Consider the following 16831-nt stretch of genomic DNA (forward strand, 5'->3'; position numbering starts at 1 on the left):
ATGACCGGCATGACCACCCGAGCCGTTCCCGCCCGCCCGTACCTGGCACCGCCGACGGTTGTGGAGAGGATGCTGCTGTCCGGCGCACACCTGCTCGAGGCATCCGCGCACCGCCGGATGGCACGCCGCCAGCAATCAGCCGAGCGGATCGCGCAGGGTTTCGACCCCGTCGCACAGCGGCGCGCCTACGGCGCCGACGCGGCTCGGTCCTCGCTGTACCGGTGAGCAGTGTGGCACCGCGTGACCGCCTGCTCTGGCGGGATCGCTGATCGCCTCGCGCATCGTGGCGCGCTTCGGACGCGGGATCGTGATGGCCGTGGCCAACCTGTCGGTCGGCATCTTCTGCGTGCTGGTCGGACTGGCGCCCGGCGTGGTCACAGCGGTGGCCGCATACGCGGTCATGGCGTTCGGCGTCTCGGTCTGGAACGTGCCATGGGGCGCGCTGCGTCAGCAGATCGTGCCGCGTCCGCTCTTCGGTCGCGTGCTCGGCATCAACCGCACCCTGACGTGGGGGCTGTTCCCGGTCGCAACGCTTGCCGGCGGATTCGTCGCCCGCATCGATCTGCGTCTGCCGTTCCTGCTCGCCGGGGCCGTCATGGCGATGGCGACGATCATCTGGTGGCGGCTGGTCACGGTGGGAACCCGACAGGCCGGGGCAGAGGTCGCAGCGGCCGTCTGAGGGATCTCGCCGGCGACCCTGGTTGCGGGCTCGGGATCGCGCTACAGTACGGGAACGCACTGGGGACGGCGACTGGGGGATGGTGCATGTCGATTCCGGCCGGATGGTACAACGACGGAGCGGGCGCGATCAGGTACTGGGACGGTACCGGGTGGACGCCGCACACGGCGGCGCGACAGCCGGCGGCACCTGCGCAGCATCCCACGCCCCGCAGCCGCTGACCGCGCAGCCGTATCCGCCGCACCCCGGGGTGCGGCCGCCCGGCAGCCGGGCAGCAGATGGTGCCGTACGGCTATGCGAACCCCGGAATGATGACGCCGACCGTGCCGCCCGGCACGGTCGCACCGCGACCGACCAACGGCGCCGGGATCGCAGGATTCGTCATCGGACTCGTCTCGGTGTTCCTGCCGATCCTGTTCGGCCTGGCCGCGGGCGCGGCCGGGCTCGTCCTCTCGATCGTCGGAATGACGCGTCCGAACGCCGGCAAGGGCCTGGCGATCGCGGGTCTGATCCTGTCGATCATCGGCATCCTGCTCATCATCTGAGCGGATTCCGCGGTCTAGCCGAACTCGTCCTCGTCATCGTGGCGCACGACGACGCTGCCCGCGGCATCCAGCGTCACGATGACGCCGGTGTCGAGCTCGGCGACCGGCCGACCCTCAAGGAATGTGAGGGTCCATCGTGCGACGCCCTGCTCGTCCGGCGGGAGGTCGGCCTCGACGGCGCGCAGCTGCGCCACGAATTCCGGGGTCAGCCGTGCGGGCGGCTCGCCGCCGGCGTTCCATCGGGTTCCCACCTGCATGTCACGCCTCCTGAGCGGTCAGCTGGATGTCGGTCACGGCGAGGACGTCCGCCTCGGCGTAGGCGATCTCGTCGATCCGTCCCACGGCCTTCAGATCGCCCTCGGCGAGCCGGATCGCGGCGACGACGTCGGCCGGACCGGCGATCGTCACGTGCGCGACCGGCGTCTTCTGCGAGGCCTTCGCCTCGGTCTTGGCGCGGCGGATGCCCACGAGCGCCGCGCTCACGGCCGACAGCACCGCCGTATCGCCGGCGATCTCCAACGGCACCGGCCATTCGGCGCGATGGATCGAGCCCTCCTCGAACCACGACCACGCCTCCTCGGTCGCGAACGCGAGCACGGGCGCCAGCAGCCGGCAGCGTCGACAGCGCGAGGTGCAGGGCCAGGGCGGCGGATGCCTGGCCGACATCGGAACGGTCGTAGGCGCGCTCCTTCACGAGCTCGAGGTAGTCGTCGCAGAACGTCCAGAAGAACGCCTCGGTGACCTCCAGTGCCCGTGCGTGATCGTAGGCGTCGAACGCCTTCGTCGCGTCGCGGATGACCCCGTCCAGCCCGGCCAGCATGGCGGCATCCAGCGCGTGCGTGATCTCGGCTCCTTCGGGAACCGGGAACGACAGCACGAACTTCGCGGCGTTCAGCACCTTGATGGCCAGTCGCCGTCCGATCTTCACCTGCGTCGGGTTCTGCGGGTCGAACGCCGCGTCCGCGCCGAGCCGGCTCGAGGCCGACCAGTACCGCACCGCGTCGGTGCCGTGCGCGGCGAGGATGTCGGCCGGCGTGACCACGTTGCCCTTGGACTTGGACATCTTCTTGCGGTCGGGGTCGACGATGAAGCCCGAGATCGCCGCATCCGTCCAGGGGGCCCGGCCGTCCTCGAGCGCGCTGCGGACCATCGTCGAGAACAGCCAGGTGCGGATGATGTCCTGCCCCTGCGGTCGCAGGTCGAACGGCGCCACCAGATTCCACAGCTCGTCGTCCCGCTGCCAGCCGCCGGCCAGCTGCGGCGTGAGCGAGGACGTCGCCCAGGTGTCGAAGATGTCCTGCTCGGCCTCGAATCCGCCCGGCGCCCCGCGCTGATCCTCGGTGTACCCGTCCGGCACGTCGGTCGTCGGGTCGACCGGCAGCCGCGCCGGGTCGGGTGTGATCACCCGGTCGTGGTCACGCTCTCCGTTCGCATCGAGCCCGTACCAGATGGGGATCGGCACGCCGAAGAAGCGCTGGCGCGAGACGAGCCAGTCGCCGGTGAGGCCGTTCGTCCAGTTCTCGAACCGCACGCGCATGAAGTCCGGGTGCCAGTTCATGCTCTTGCCGAGCGAGATGAGCTTTGCCCGCACCGTCTCGTCGCGGCCGCCGTTGCGCAGATACCACTGGCGGGTCGAGACGATCTCGAGCGGCCGATCGCCCTTCTCGAAGAACTTCACCGCGTGGCTGAACGGCTTGGACACGCCCTTCAGGTCGCCGGACGCCTCCAGCTGCTCGACGATCTGCTTGCGGGCGCTGAACACCGTCTTGCCCGCCAATTCGGCATACGCCGCCTTCGCGGCATCCGTCACCAGCACGTCGGGGGCGTCGGCGAGCACGCGGCCGTCCTTGCCGAGGATCGTGCGGTTGGGCAGGTCGAGCTCGCGCCACCAGACGATGTCGGTCACGTCGCCGAAGGTGCAGATCATCGCGATGCCCGAGCCCTTGTCCTGCTGCGCGAGAGGATGGGCCAGCACCGGCACCTCCACGTCGAACAGCGGCGTGCGCACGGTCGTGCCGAACAGCGGCTGATAGCGCTCGTCGGCCGGGTTGGCCACCAGCGCCACACAGGCAGGCAAGGCTCGGGCCGGGTGGTCTCGATGAACACGTCGTCGCCGCCGTCGGTGGGGTGGAACGCGACTCGGTGGAACGCGGCCTGCTGCTCGCGATCCTCGAGCTCGGCCTGGGCGATCGCCGAGCGGAAGTCGATGTCCCACAGCGTGGGGGCCAGAGCCTGATAGGCCTCGCCGCGCTCGAGATTCCGCAGGAACGCGAGCTGGCTGGTCCGGATCGTGTCGTTCGAGATCGTGCGGTAGGTCTGCGTCCAGTCGACCGACAGGCCGAGCTGGCGGAAGAGGTCCTCGAACTGCTTCTCGTCCTCTTCGGTGAGGGTCTCGCACAGCTCGATGAAGTTGCGGCGGCTGATCGGCACCTGGTCGGCCGGCTTCAGGCTCTTCGCGTCACCGTGGAACGGTGGGGTGAACGCGGCGTCGTAGGGCAGCGACGGGTCGCAAGCGCACGCCGTAGTAGTTCTGCACGCGACGCTCGGTGGGCAGGCCGTTGTCGTCCCAGCCGAGCGGGTAGAACACTGTCTTGCCGCGCATGCGCTCGTAGCGCACCTTGATGTCGGTGTGCGTGTAGCTGAACACGTGGCCGATGTGCAGGCTCCCCGACGCTGTCGGCGGGGGAGTGTCGACCGAGTAGACGCCCGCCCTGCCTGAGGCCTTCGCCGCGGGCCGGTCGAACAGGTACGTGCCCTGCTGGCTCCATGCGGCATCCCACTTGGCTTCGAGACCCTCGAGGACGGGCTTGTCGGGGATGGATGCGTCGGCCATGGAGGTCTCCTTGAACGATATAGGCGGCACTGTGTGAGCGTGCCTGAGTGTGGGATGTCGGGCCATTCTACAGGGGCCGGCTCCGGCATCCGCTGCGAGCCAGGCGCTGCCCACGGGCTGCGGAGATCTCACGGGATGAGGAGCAATCGGCCCGATCTGGTCCTCATCCGGTGAGATCTCCTCATCTGATGAGGATGAGTCCCGGGTCGGGTCGGTGCGGCGGTCAGATGCGGCGCCGCCGGATCACCGCGAACGCGGTCGGAGCCAGTGCGAGGATTCCCACCGCGAGGCCGAGGGGGAGCGCCACCGAGGCGGACGCGGGCTCTGCCTGCCGCGGCGGTCGGGGATGCTGTGGCTCGGGGAGTCGCTGTGGGGCTCACGCCCGCGGTCGTCGGGGTGGGGGTCGCCGTGGCCGGCAGAGGCGTCGCCGATGCCGGTCTGGTCGCGGTCGGCTTCGGGGCCGCGGTCTTGGCCGGTGCGGCCTCGACCGGCCGCTGCTCGGCCGGCGCGGGCTGGGGCGCCGGCTTCGCGGGAGCCGGTGCGGGCTTCGCGGGCGCCGGCTTGGCAGGAGCCGGCTTCGCGGGCGCCGGTGCGGCCTTCACCGGTGCGGGCGCCGGCTTGCGACTTCGTCGTGGTCGCGTACTTCGCGAACACCTGCACGCCCCAGGTGCTCGAGCCCACGATCAGGTAGGCGACACCGAAGGCGGTGTAGTCCCCGAGGATGTTCGCGCGGTGGTCGGGCGATGCCATCCAGGCCCGCTCCATCGCCTCCGGCCCGTAGCCCATCGCGACGTTCTCCCCGAGCCGAAGCCACCCACCCGGCGCCTGCGCGGCCAGGTTCGGATTGTGCGAGATGGTGCCCGCGTCGACCATGTGCTGCGCCCAGCGGGCGGCCACGGCATCCAATGCCCGCTGCGCACCAGCGGCCTCAACCCGTGCGCGGCGCGGTCGCTGTTGACCATCGACGCGATCGTGCCGCTGCCGGCCGCGAAGGCCGGCGTGGAGACGCCGAGCACGACGAGCGTCGTCGCGACGATGCCGGCGACCAGAACGGCGGCGCGGCGGGGGACACGGGGGCGGGCGGCCGTTGCGGTCATCGGGATCCTTATCCGGCGGGGGCGGATGCCGGGAGGGGAACGCCCGGTTCGCTCTCATCATGCCCGTTCCGCGCGATTCTGCGGTGAGCGACCCACGATGCGACCAGCGTGACCGCCGACATCACGGCCAGCACCACGCCGGGATGCCACCAGGCATAGCCGGTCGCGTCACCCAGGGCGAGGGTGACCAGCGGCACGAAGCCGCTGATGGTCGCCGCCACCGCGTACGCCACCGACAGCGCCGAGTAGCGGAAGTGGTCCGGGAACAGGTCGCTCATCAGCCCGCCGAGTGCCGCCCACGACATGGTCGGCAGGATCCCGCCGATGACCATCGTGGCCACCAGGATCGGGAACGTCGCGAACTGCAGCATCCAGTACATCGGGAAGGTGATCACCAGCGTGCCCACCGCACCCCACAGCACGATGCGGGCGGACCCCACTCTCTTCGCCCACGCTCCGAACAGCGGGATCGTCACGAACTGTAGCAGCGCGCCGATCGTGGTGGCCACCAGAAGGTCCTGGAAGTCGAATCCGAGGTGCTCGACCCCGTAGTTGACCGTGTAGGTGTTCATCAGCGAGTACGAGCCGATGCCCAGCAGCGCGGCGCCGGTCGCGATCAGCAGCGCGGCCGGACGCTGCGCGAACATCGTGGCCACCGGCATCCGGTCTCGTCGTCCCTGACGCACGACGCGGGTGAACACCGGGGTTTCGTCGATCGACAGGCGCAGGTACAGCGACACGGCCAGCAGCGGGATGGCGAGCAGGAACGGGATGCGCCACCCCCACGTCGCGAGCGCCTCGGCCGGCATCGTCGCGGCCATGACGAGGAACACCGCCGCCGACAGGGTCGAGCCCACCGGCGAGCCCAGCTGCGGGATGGCCGCGTAGAACGCGCGCGAGACCCGGCCGGAGTGCTCGGTGGCCAGCAGGATCGAGCCGCCCCATTCGCCGCCGAGCGACAGACCCTGCACGACGCGCAGGCAGCACCAGCAGCACGGCACCCAGCCACCCGCTCTGCGCGTAGGGAGGCAGCAGGCCGATGAGGCCGGTGGCGATGCCCATGATGCCGACCGTCCACAGCAGCGTGGCACGCCGGCCGAGGCGGTCGCCCATGTGCCCGAAGATCACGGCGCCGATCGGGCGGACGACGAACGCCACGGCCACCGTCGAGAAGGCGGCCAGGGTGGAGCCGAACGGGCCGAGCGGGTCGAAGAACAGCGGGCCGATGAAGTAGGCCGAGAAATAGGCGAACACGTAGAAGTCGAAGGACTCCAGGGACGTGCCGACCATCGAGGCCCAGGCGACGCGACGGGTGGGGGTGGATGCCGGGGGCTGTGCAGGCGCTGTGGTCACAGGCATCCATCCTGCCACCGCGCAGACATACCTGGACGCAATCCATCAATGTGTCGTGTCAGCCCTCCGCGGCCGGGCCGAGGAGAAGTGCCGAGAAGAGGGTCGTTCCGGCCGATTCTGTCCTCGCCCGGGCATATCTCCTCGGCTCGGCCGAGGACTTGTCCTCCGGGGTGGGGATGCTGGGCCGCGGCATCCCTTCCTCCACAGGCCGCAGCTTTCCACAGATATCGGGGATCGCCCCATGTTCGCGTGCGGGCGCGGCAGTCTCGAGCTCATGCAGAAGCGAATGGATGCCGTGGTCCAGGAGGTGCGCCATCGAGGCGGGATCGCCCGAAGTCAAACACTCCTGCGCGGGGGTGTGAGCAAACGGGACATCGAGGTTGCGGTCCGGTCCAGGCTTCTCGTGCGCGAACGACGCGTGTGGGTCGCGCTGCCCGACGCTGACCCCGAGCTTGCGCTTCGCGGCGCGCGCCGGCGCCGTTCTGTCGTGCGTAACGCAGGCCAAGCGGCTGGGACTGTGGGTCTTGGAAGCATCCAAGGTGCATGCCGCCTGTGGCGCGCACGCGGGAATGGTCGCCGCGGTGGGTGCTGTCGTGCACAGATTCGCTCCACTCGTGCCCCGTGACCCGGATGCCCTCGCCGACCCGATCGAGAACGTGCTGCAGGCCGTCGCGCTGTGCCAGCCATACGAGGCGGCGCTCGCCGTGTGGGACAGCGCGATGAACAAGAGCCTCGTCGACAGGAAGAAGCTCGAGCGGCTCGCGTTCCGAGGGCAGGCGCGCGAGCTGGTGAAGGCGGTTGTCCCGTTCCACGACTCCGGACTCGAGACCTTCATCTACCCGCGCCTGCGATGGCTGAAAGTGCCGATCCATGCGCAGTCCTGGCTGTATGGGCACCGTGTGGACTTCCTCATCGGGCAGCGACTGGTGCTGCAGATCGACGGCGGCCACCACATCGGCGCACAACGTGCCGCGGATCTCGCGCACGACGCCGAGCTGATGCTGCGCGGCTACTTCGTGATCCGCGTCGGCTACGACGAGATCATCAATCACTGGCCCGAGGTGCAGGATCGGATCCTCGCCGCTGTTGCGCAAGGCCTGCACCTGGCCGCGTGATCGCCCGGGACGTCCTCGACTCGACGCTCCGCGGCCGGGCCGAGGAGAAATGCCGAGGAGAGGGGGATTCTGGCGGATTCTGTCCTCGCCCGGGCAGATCTCCTCGGCTCGGCCGAGGAGCCGACCCAGGGCGGGCGCGCGGATGCGGCATCCCGCCGCCGCGCCGCGTAGGATGGGAGCACAGGCGTCGATCCGGCCATCACCGGGGAGTCCTCGGAAGAACAGCGCGAGCTCAGTAGAACCGAGCGGGTCAGGCCCGTCACAGCCGCAGTGAGAGGGGAGCGGGCGACCGCTCACGCAGGGTGGTACCGCGGCCGAGCGTCTCAGACACCGGTCGTCCCGGCGCAGAGCAATCGAGCACCCTGCGAGCGAACATGACCTACCCCCGCGAATCCGCCTTCGGCCCCGCCGCCGACTCGGTCACCCCGAGCCCGCGCTTTCCCTCGATCGAGCGCGACACCCTCGACTTCTGGGAGCGCGACGACACGTTCCGCGCCTCCATCGCGCAGCGCGAGGGCGCCGAGGAATGGGTCTTCTACGACGGCCCGCCGTTCGCGAACGGGCTGCCGCACTACGGCCACCTGCTCACCGGGTACGCGAAGGACCTGTTCCCGCGGTTCCAGACCATGCGCGGCAAGAAGGTCGACCGGGTGTTCGGGTGGGACACGCACGGCTGCCGGCCGAGCTCGAGGCGATGAAGCAGCTCGGCATCACCGAGAAGGACGAGATCGAGCGGATGGGGATCGCCACCTTCAACGCGAAGGCGCGCTCCTCGGTGCTCGAGTACACCCACGAATGGCAGGACTACGTCACCCGCCAGGCGCGCTGGGTCGACTTCGAGCGCGGCTACAAGACCCTCGACACCTCGTACATGGAGTCGGTGCTGTGGGCGTTCAAGACGCTCTACGACAAGGGTCTCGCGTACGAGGGATACCGCGTCCTCCCGTACTGCTGGCGGGACGAGACGCCGCTGTCCAACCACGAGCTGCGCATGGACGACGACGTCTACAAGATGCGGCAGGACCCGTCGGTCACCGTCACGTTCCCGCTCGTCGGGCCGAAGGCGGCCGCGCTCGGCCTCGAGGACGTGCGCGCACTGGCCTGGACCACCACGCCGTGGACGCTGCCCACGAACCTCGCGCTGGCGGTCGGCCCCGACATCCGTTACGTGGTGGTTCCCGCCGGACCGGCCGGCGCCCGCGACGGCGGCGACCACCGCTACCTGCTGGCCGACGAGCTGCTGGGCAATCATGCGACCGACCTCGGGTATGCGTCGCCGGATGCCGCGCGCCAGGCGATCCAGGCGACAGTGACCGGCGCCGAGCTGGCCGATGTCGCCTATCTGCGCCTCTTCGACTACTACGCCGACGCCGACGTCTACGGCACGCAGGACGCCTGGCGGATCCTGGTGGACGACTATGTGACCACCAGCGACGGCACGGGGATCGTGCACCAGGCCCCGGCCTACGGCGAGGACGACCAGCGGGTGACGGCGGCCGCCGGCATCCCGGTCGTGGTCAGCCTGGATGACGGGGGCCGGTTCCTGCCGCAGGTGGAGGATGTCGCGGGCCAGCTGTGGATGGACGCGAACCGGCCGATCATCCGCCTGCTCGGCAGCGCGGGCGGCTGCTGCGCGAGGCCAGCTACGAGCACTCGTACCCGCACTGCTGGCGGTGCCGCAACCCGCTCATCTACCGGGCCGTCTCGAGCTGGTTCGTCCGGGTCACCGACTTCAAGGACCGGATGCTGGCCAACAACCAGGAGATCACCTGGGTGCCCGAGAACGTGAAGGACGGGCAGTTCGGCAAGTGGCTCGAAGGCGCCCGGGACTGGTCGATCAGCCGCAACCGGTACTGGGGCTCGCCCATCCCGGTGTGGCGCAGCTCCGACCCGGCGCACCCCCGCGTCGACGTGTACGGCTCGCTCGCCGACCTGGAGCGCGACTTCGGCGCCCTGCCGCGCAACACCGAGGGCGAGGTCGACCTGCACCGCCCGTACATCGATGAGCTGACCCGTCCGAACCCCGACGACCCGACCGGCAAGAGCACCATGCGCCGGATCGAGGACGTGTTCGACGTCTGGTTCGACTCGGGGTCTATGCCGTACGCGCAGGTGCACTACCCGTTCGAGAATCAGGAGTGGTTCGACTCCCACTCGCCGGCCGACTTCATCGTGGAGTACATCGGGCAGACCCGCGGCTGGTTCTACCTGATGCACGTGCTGTCCACGGCGCTGTTCGACCGGCCGGCGTTCACCGGGGTGAGCTCCACGGCATCGTGCTGGGCAGCGATGGCCAGAAGATGTCCAAGTCGCTGCGCAACTATCCCGACGTGAGCGAGGTCTTCGACCGCGACGGCTCGGACGCCATGCGCTGGTTCCTGATGTCCAGCTCGGTGCTGCGCGGCGGCAACCTCGTCGTCACCGAAGAGGGCATCCGCGCCGGGGTCCGCGAGTTCATGCTCCCGCTGTGGAACGCCTGGTACTTCTTCGCCACCTACGCGAACGCCGCGATTCCGACCGGCTACACCGCCACCTGGCGCACCGACTCGACCGACGTGCTGGACCGCTATATCCTGTCGCTGACCGGCCAGCTGGTGGCCGATGTCGCTTCCGACCTGGACGGACTGGACTCGACGACGGCCGCCGAACGGCTTGCGCGACTTCGCCGAGGCGCTCACGAACTGGTACATCCGGCGCTCCCGCGACCGGTTCTGGGCGGGCGTGGATGCCGCCGACCCGCGGTCGACCGAGGCCTTCGACACGCTCTACACGGTGCTGGAGACGGTGTCCCGCGTCGCCGCGCCGCTGCTCCCGCTGGTGACCGAGCGCGTGTGGCAGGGCCTGACCGGCGGGCGCAGCGTGCATCTGACCGACTGGCCCGACGCCCCGGCCTTCGCCCCGGCAGCCGGGATCCGGCAGGCCATGGACGCGGTCCGCGAGGTCTCCAGCGTCGCCAACGCCCTGCGCAAGAAGGAGGGCAAGCGCGTGCGCCTGCCGCTCGCGCGCCTCTCGGTGGTCACCCCGGATGCCGCCTCGCTGGCCCCGTACGAGGAGATCGTGCGCGACGAGCTCAATGTGAAGGCGGTCGAGCTGATCGAGCTCGCGGCCTCGACTGCGGCGGAGTACGGGATCACCCATCGGCTCAGCGTGAACGCGCGTGCGGCCGGGCCGCGGCTGGGCGCGCAGGTGCAGCAGGTGATCCGCGCTGCGAAGGACGGCGACTGGGCCGAACAGGACGGCGTGGTCGTCGCGGGCGGCGTGGCGCTGGCCGCCGGCGAATACGAGCTGGTGCTGGAGACCACGGGCCGGCCCGAGGGCGAGGCGCTGGCGCTCCTGCCGCGCGGAGGGTTCGTGCCGCTGCAGACCGCAACCACCCCCGAGCTGGAGGCGGAGGGTCTGGCCCGTGACGTCATCCGGGCCGTGCAGGACACGCGCAAGGCCTCCGGATTCGAGGTCAGCGACCGCATCCGGCTGGAGCTGGTGTTCGCGGACGCGCAGGACGGCACCGCCGTCGCCGGCGCCTTCGAGACGGCGGATGTCGCGGCCGAGACGCTCGCGGTCGAGCACGAGCTGAAGGTGCTCGGCCGGGACGTGCAGATCTCCGAAGAGCTGGCCGAACGGCCCGACAGCTGGTCGGCCGAGACACTGGCCGGTGTCGCGTTCGAGCGCACGCCGCAGCACGTGGCGCCGTTCGCGGCCCGCGCGTTCGCCAACACCGGCCCGTTCTGGGTCGCCGTCACGAAGGTCGAGACATCCGCATGAACGATCGGGCACGCGCCGACGCGGTCTACGCCGAGCTGCTCACGCGCCAGGGAGAGCGGTGGGTGCAGCCCCGCGTGGAGCGCACCCGCCGCGTTCTGGAGCTGCTGGATCACCCGCAGCGCACGTACCGGGTGGTGCACATCACCGGCACGAACGGCAAGACCTCGACCGCCCGCATGATCGAGAGCCTGGTGCGCGCGCACGGGCTTGCGCACCGGACTGTTCACGAGTCCGCATCTGGAGCGGTTCACCGAGCGGATCATGATCGACGGCGCACCGTGCGACGACGGCGCGGTGGCGGATGCCTGGGACGAGATCGCGCCGTTCCTGGGCATCGTGGACGCCGAGCTGGAGGCCGCGGGGGACGCCGCGCTGACGTTCTTCGAGATCCTCACGGTCCTCGCGTTCGTGGTGGCCGCCGACGCCCCGGTCGATGTGCTGGTGCTCGAGGTGGGCATGGGCGGTTCGTGGGACTCCACGAACACGGCGGACGGGGATGTCGCGGTGTTCGCGCCGATCGACATGGACCACGCCGACCGGCTCGGCGACACGATCGAGGAGATCGCGACGGTCAAGTCCGGGATCATCAAGGAAGGCGCCGCCGTGGTCTCGGCGCGCCAGCGCCCGGAGGCCGCGCGGGTGCTGCGCGCGGCCGCGGCCGCGAAGAACGCGACGATCGCGTTCGAGGGCGAGGGCTTCGCGCTCGAGGAGCAGCGGCTGGCCGTCGGCGGGCAGCAGATCACCGTGCAGGGCCTGGCCGGCCGGTACGACGGCGAGTACCTGCCGCTGTACGGCGCCCATCAGGGGCGCAACGCGGCGCTGGCCATCGCGGCGGTCGAGTCGCTCATCGGCGGCGGGACCCAGCCGATCCCCGGCCCGATCGTGGCCGAGGGGCTGGCCGAGTCCACCTCGCCCGGGCGGCTCGAGCTGGTGGGCGCGGCGCCCACGGTGCTGGTGGATGCCGCACACAACCCGCACGGGGCGCACGCGCTGGTCGCCGCCCTGCGGGAGTCGTTCGACTTCGACGAGTGGGGTGTGGTCTTCGGCGTGTTCGCCGACAAGGACGCCGTCGGGATCATGGCCGAGCTCGCCCCGATCGCGGCGCACGTGTTCGCCACCAGCCCCGAGTCGGAGCGCGCGCTGGACGCCGACGCCGTGGCCGACCTCGCCGAGGCGGCCGAGATCCCGGTGACCGTCCACCACGACCTGGACGACGCCGTGGAAGCCGCGCGCGAATGGGCTTGCGGCATCCGACCGGCGTGCCGTGGTGATCGCCGGCTCGATCGTCCTGGCCGGTGCGGCCCTCACCCTGGCCGACGCCCAGGATTGGAAGGCAGGATGGAGCGCGTGAGCGAGCAGAAGGCCCCACGCGTGCGGCGGCGGCGCGGCGCGGCCGAGTCGCTCGGTCAGATCGTGCTGGTGTTCGAGTCGATCATCGTGTTCCTGGCCGGGCTGGCGGTGTTCGGACTGAAGGCGCTGCCGGATGCCGTCCCGGACTGGTGGGGGATCGTGGGCGGTGCGGTGGTCGCGGTGGCGATGCTGGTGGTCAGCGGCCTGCTCCGGCACCGGTGGGGCATCGTGCTCGGATGGGCGCTGCAGGTCCTGGTCGCCCTCGCCGCGTTCCTGGTGCCCGCGATCGGACTGGTCGCCGTGATTTTCGGCGCGATGTGGGCGTATGCCACGATCAAGGGGGCATCCCTGGACCGGCGCAACGCGCGACTTCAGGCACAAGCGGAATCTGCGAATGGAGAATGACATGGCCACCGAAGAGACTCTCGTCCTGGTCAAGCCCGATGGCGTCGCGCGCGGCCTGACCGGCGAGATCCTCGCCCGGATCGAGGCGAAGGGCTATTCGCTGGTCGACCTGCGGCTGGTCGAGCCGGACCGGCAGCGCCTCGAGCGGCATTATGCCGAGCACGCCGGAAAGCCGTTCTACGAGCCGCTGCTGGAGTTCATGATGTCGGGCCCGTCGGTGGCGATCCGGGTCGCGGGGGAGCGCGTCATCGAGGGCTTCCGTTCGATCGCGGGCACCACCGACCCGACCACCGCCGCCCCCGGCACGATCCGCGGCGACCTCGGCCGTGATTGGGGCTGCCGGTCGCAGCAGAACCTCGTGCATGGATCGGATGCCCCGGAATCGGCCGCCCGCGAACTGTCGATCTGGTTCGGCTGAGATTCAGGCCCAGCCGAGGCCGATCTGGATCGTGCGCCAGATGTTGGGCACGGCATCCAGTTCGATCTGGGCGAGGATGATCACGATTCCGTAGCCGACGATCGTCATCAGCGGCACCCAGGTCATCAGTCGTCCCGCGACCCGGCGGCCACCGGCCGGCAGGGGCACCACGCCCGAGCGCAGGATGTGCACCGTGACGGCGAAGAACGACGGGATCGTCACCGCCCAGGTCACCATGCACCACGGGCACAGGGTGTGCAGGTTCGCCGCGAAGATGCTCTGGCCGATGAGCCAGGCCACGAATGAGATCGCGAACACGAATCCCACCCAGAACAGCCACCAGAACCAGTTCGCGAAGCGCGCGCCGGCCAGGATCGCCATCCCGACGACGATGGGCGCCACCCAGCAGGCCAGGCCGATGATCGGGTTCGGGAACCCGAACACGCTGCCCTGCGGCGAGTCGAGATTCGCGCCGCACTGGACCAGGACGCTGAAGTCGCACGCGGCCTTGGAACCGGGGTTCTCCAGGAGCAGGAACTTCTCGACGGTGAGCTGGAAAGCCGCCCACCACCCGATCACGCCGGCGGTGATGAGCCAGATGGCCAGGCCCTTCGGGTGGGTGTGCGTCTGCGTCTGGGGCATGGCTCGGATTATGGCATCAGCCGCTATGGGCCGCGCACGGGACAGGCCGGGACAAACCCCGTCCGGGCGCGCTTTGGCACATTCGCCGCCCGTAGTGCGATAATGGGTCCAGATGCACATCACGGCCGCGCCGTGAGCCGCATCGCGAAGACTTCGGGCGATGAACGCCCTTCGCAGTCAGAGCCGAGAGCCTGCTGCAGACCGAGTGAGTTCGCGGCCCCGCCCCGTACCGGAAGGGCACAGGCGGCGCCGCACGAGATTTCGTCGGGTGACGCGCGGTGTCACCCGCAGGGAGTACGCCGGTGACGGTCGATGAGAACAACGAAGCCCATGACAGCCAGACGGATCCGGAGACGGCTCCCGAGCTGAGCGTCGCGGCGGAAGCGACGGGGGAACCGGACACGGCCGTGGAGCCGGAGGTGGCTGTGGAGCCCGACGTGGCTGCCGGAGCCCGACGTGGCTGCCGAGGTGGCTGCGGCGGAGGAGGCCGCGGCAGTGGATGAAACGCCGGCGGCAGTGGATGACGCGCCCGCGGCGACCGCAGACGCGCCGGAGGCGCTGTCGGTGACGCAGGACGAGCCTGCGGCGACCGCAGAGCCGGACGCGCCGGCCGAGGCATCCGCGCCGGAGAAGCCCGCGATCCCCACGGCGATCAGTCTCGGCTCGCTGCCGAGACGTTCGTATCGGCGGTCTCGACCGAGCTCAACTTCTACGCCCCCGAGATCACGCTGCCGCCGCTGCCGCCGGAGCCGCAGCCGGCGCAGGAGCCCAGCGGTTCGCGTCGCCGCAACCGGCGCCGCGGTGAGCCGCGGGACGGCGACGACCAGCCGAACCCGCGGGAGCGCACCGTCGAGGCGATCACCGAGCCGCAGCGGATCAAGGGCTCCACGCGCCTGGAGGCCAAGAAGCAGCGCCGCCGCGACGGACGTGAGGCGGGGCGCCGGCGTCCGGTCGTGACCGAGGCCGAGTTCCTGGCCCGGCGCGAGTCGGTCGACCGCGAGATGATCGTCCGCTCCAAGAACGGCCGCATCCAGATCGGCGTGCTCGAAGACAAGGTGCTCGCGGAGCATTACGTCGCCCGCAGCCAGGACGCGTCGCTGATCGGAAACGTGTACCTCGGCCGGGTGCAGAACGTGCTGCCCAGCATGGAGGCCGCGTTCGTGGACATCGGCCGCGGTCGCAACGCCGTGCTGTACTCCGGCGAGGTGGACTGGGATGCCGTCGAGACGGGCAACCAGCCGCGGCGCATCGAGCTCGCGCTGAAGTCCGGCGACCGCGTCCTCGTGCAGGTCACGAAGGATCCGGTCGGCCACAAGGGCGCCCGGCTGACCAGCCAGATCTCGCTGCCCGGGCGCTACCTGGTGTACGTGCCGGGCGGCGCGATGAACGGGATCTCGCGCAAGCTTCCCGACACCGAGCGCGCGCGGCTCAAGCGCATCCTCAAGGAGGTGCTGCCCGAGTCGTCCGGCGTCATCGTGCGCACCGCCGCGGAAGGCGCCACCGAGGAGCAGCTGACCCGCGACGTGCAGCGGCTGACCGCGCAGTGGGAGCACATCAACAAGGTGCTCGAGACGACGCAGGCGCCGACGCTGCTGCACTCCGAGCCCGATCTGCTCGTCAAGATCGTGCGGGACGTGTTCAACGAGGACTTCTCCAAGATGCTGATCCAGGGCGAAGAGGCGCAGCGCACCATCTTCGGCTACCTGGAGGCTGTCGCCCCCGACCTGGTGGAGCGGGTGGAGCGGCACGAGGGGGACGGCGACCCGTTCGACGAGTTCCGCATCACCGAGCAGATCGAGAAGGCCCTGGACCGCAAGGTGTGGCTGCCCTCGGGCGGCTCGCTGGTCATCGACCGCACCGAGGCGATGACGGTGATCGACGTGAACACCGGGAAGTTCGTCGGCACCGGCGGCAACCTGGAGGAGACCGTCACCAAGAACAACCTCGAGGCCGCTGAGGAGATCGTCCGTCAGCTGCGGCTTGCGCGACATCGGCGGCATCATCGTGGTCGACTTCATCGACATGGTGCTCGAGTCCAACCGCGACCTGGTGCTGCGGCGCCTGATCGAGTGTCTGAGCCGTGATCGCACGAAGCACCAGGTGGCCGAGGTCACCTCGCTCGGGCTCGTCCAGATGACGCGGAAGAAGATCGGGCTGGGCCTGGTGGAGACCTTCAGCGAGCCGTGCGAGGTCTGCGCGGGGCGGGGGATCATCATCCACCACGACCCGGTGGTCAAGCACCGCTCGTCCTCCAACGGCGGCGGTTCGCGGCGATCGCGCCCGAGCAGCGTGCCGACCACGACGCCGGCCGGCGGCACGCATGTGATCACCGAGAGCGCGAAATCCGCGCTGGCGCAGATCGCGGCATCCACGATCCACCACGGCGAGGGCGAAGAGCCGCTCGCGGACGAGGCGGCCGCCTCCGAACCCGTGGCGCCGGAGCGTCCCAAGAAGCGGAAGAAGCGCAAGGAGAAGGACGGCAAGGGCGCGCACGAGCCCAAGACCGAGCGCGACCTGCTGCTGGACTCGGTGCTCGAAGCGCTCCCGGAGCCGAAGGCCCCCGGGCAGGGCCGTTCCCGGCGCCGGGTGACGACGGCGGCGCTCACCGGAACGCCCATCTCCACTCAGGAGT

At 70.1% G+C, this 16831-nt stretch carries 12 protein-coding genes and 4 pseudogenes; 10 read left to right on the forward strand and 6 right to left on the reverse strand.

What is annotated here, in order from left to right; all coding sequences use genetic code 11:
* The 4 genes from L2X98_RS18635 (at position 1) to L2X98_RS18650 (ending at position 1224) form a co-directional block, all read left to right on the forward strand.
* Positions 1–225, forward strand: a complete 225-nt coding sequence (locus L2X98_RS18635; RefSeq protein ID WP_259611852.1) for a hypothetical protein — start codon at positions 1–3, stop codon at positions 223–225.
* 58 nt (positions 226–283) lie between these two features.
* On the forward strand, positions 284–679 hold the full coding sequence (locus tag L2X98_RS18640) for an MFS transporter (protein WP_259611853.1): 396 nt from the start codon (positions 284–286) through the stop codon (positions 677–679).
* Between the two features lie 86 nt (positions 680–765).
* Positions 766–900: a DUF2510 domain-containing protein gene (locus L2X98_RS18645; protein ID WP_259611854.1), complete on the forward strand. Its 135-nt coding sequence runs from the start codon at positions 766–768 to the stop codon at positions 898–900.
* 57 nt (positions 901–957) lie between these two features.
* On the forward strand, positions 958–1224 hold the full coding sequence (locus tag L2X98_RS18650; protein ID WP_259611855.1) for a hypothetical protein: 267 nt from the start codon (positions 958–960) through the stop codon (positions 1222–1224).
* Between the two features lie 14 nt (positions 1225–1238).
* Here the strand turns inward: L2X98_RS18650 and L2X98_RS18655 are convergent, their stop codons facing one another.
* The 5 genes and pseudogenes from L2X98_RS18655 to L2X98_RS18675 form a co-directional block, all read right to left on the reverse strand.
* Positions 1239–1481, reverse strand: coding sequence for a hypothetical protein (locus L2X98_RS18655; protein WP_259611856.1), 243 nt, complete (start codon positions 1479–1481; stop codon positions 1239–1241).
* Position 1482: 1 nt separating this feature from the next.
* Positions 1483–4057, reverse strand: a pseudogene (valS, locus tag L2X98_RS18660) (valine--tRNA ligase).
* 243 nt (positions 4058–4300) lie between these two features.
* The gene (locus L2X98_RS19500) at positions 4301–5215 is read right to left on the reverse strand and encodes a CAP domain-containing protein (protein WP_354002852.1); all 915 of its coding nucleotides are present in this window, start codon (positions 5213–5215) and stop codon (positions 4301–4303) included.
* On the reverse strand, positions 5163–6155 hold the full coding sequence (locus L2X98_RS18670) for an MFS transporter (protein ID WP_259611857.1): 993 nt from the start codon (positions 6153–6155) through the stop codon (positions 5163–5165). Before L2X98_RS18670 ends, L2X98_RS19500 begins: the two co-directional genes overlap by 53 nt.
* A 410-nt stretch (positions 6156–6565) precedes the next feature.
* Complete coding sequence (locus L2X98_RS18675) at positions 6566–7045, reverse strand: hypothetical protein (RefSeq protein ID WP_259611858.1); 480 nt, start codon at positions 7043–7045, stop codon at positions 6566–6568.
* On the opposite strand from L2X98_RS18675, the gene L2X98_RS18680 reads away from it, so the two are divergent.
* From L2X98_RS18680 to ndk, 5 genes and pseudogenes are all read left to right on the forward strand, one after another.
* Positions 7032–7622: an endonuclease domain-containing protein gene (locus tag L2X98_RS18680; protein WP_259611859.1), complete on the forward strand. Its 591-nt coding sequence runs from the start codon at positions 7032–7034 to the stop codon at positions 7620–7622. The two genes, L2X98_RS18675 and L2X98_RS18680, sit on opposite strands and share 14 nt — an antisense overlap.
* A gap of 374 nt (positions 7623–7996) precedes the next feature.
* Positions 7997–11384 (forward strand): annotated as a pseudogene (gene ileS / locus L2X98_RS18685) (isoleucine--tRNA ligase).
* Positions 11381–12735, forward strand: a pseudogene (locus L2X98_RS18690) (bifunctional folylpolyglutamate synthase/dihydrofolate synthase). The pseudogenes ileS and L2X98_RS18690 overlap by 4 nt, the downstream one beginning before the upstream one ends.
* A complete protein-coding gene (locus L2X98_RS18695) occupies positions 12723–13139 on the forward strand; it encodes a DUF4233 domain-containing protein (protein WP_259611860.1) in 417 nt (138 codons plus the stop codon). Before L2X98_RS18690 ends, L2X98_RS18695 begins: the two are co-directional and overlap by 13 nt.
* A 1-nt stretch (position 13140) precedes the next feature.
* A complete protein-coding gene (gene ndk, locus L2X98_RS18700) occupies positions 13141–13557 on the forward strand; it encodes a nucleoside-diphosphate kinase (RefSeq protein WP_259613389.1) in 417 nt (138 codons plus the stop codon).
* Positions 13558–13560: 3 nt separating this feature from the next.
* On the opposite strand, the gene L2X98_RS18705 is transcribed toward ndk, so the two are convergent.
* Complete coding sequence (locus L2X98_RS18705) at positions 13561–14199, reverse strand: vitamin K epoxide reductase family protein (protein ID WP_259611861.1); 639 nt, start codon at positions 14197–14199, stop codon at positions 13561–13563.
* Between the two features lie 365 nt (positions 14200–14564).
* Here L2X98_RS18705 and L2X98_RS18710 point away from each other — a divergent pair.
* Positions 14565–16824, forward strand: a pseudogene (locus tag L2X98_RS18710) (Rne/Rng family ribonuclease); the annotation flags it as partial.
* Between the last annotated feature and the right edge of the window lie 7 nt (positions 16825–16831).

The organism is Microbacterium elymi, assembly GCF_021582895.2.
Lineage (GTDB): Bacteria > Actinomycetota > Actinomycetes > Actinomycetales > Microbacteriaceae > Microbacterium > Microbacterium humicola.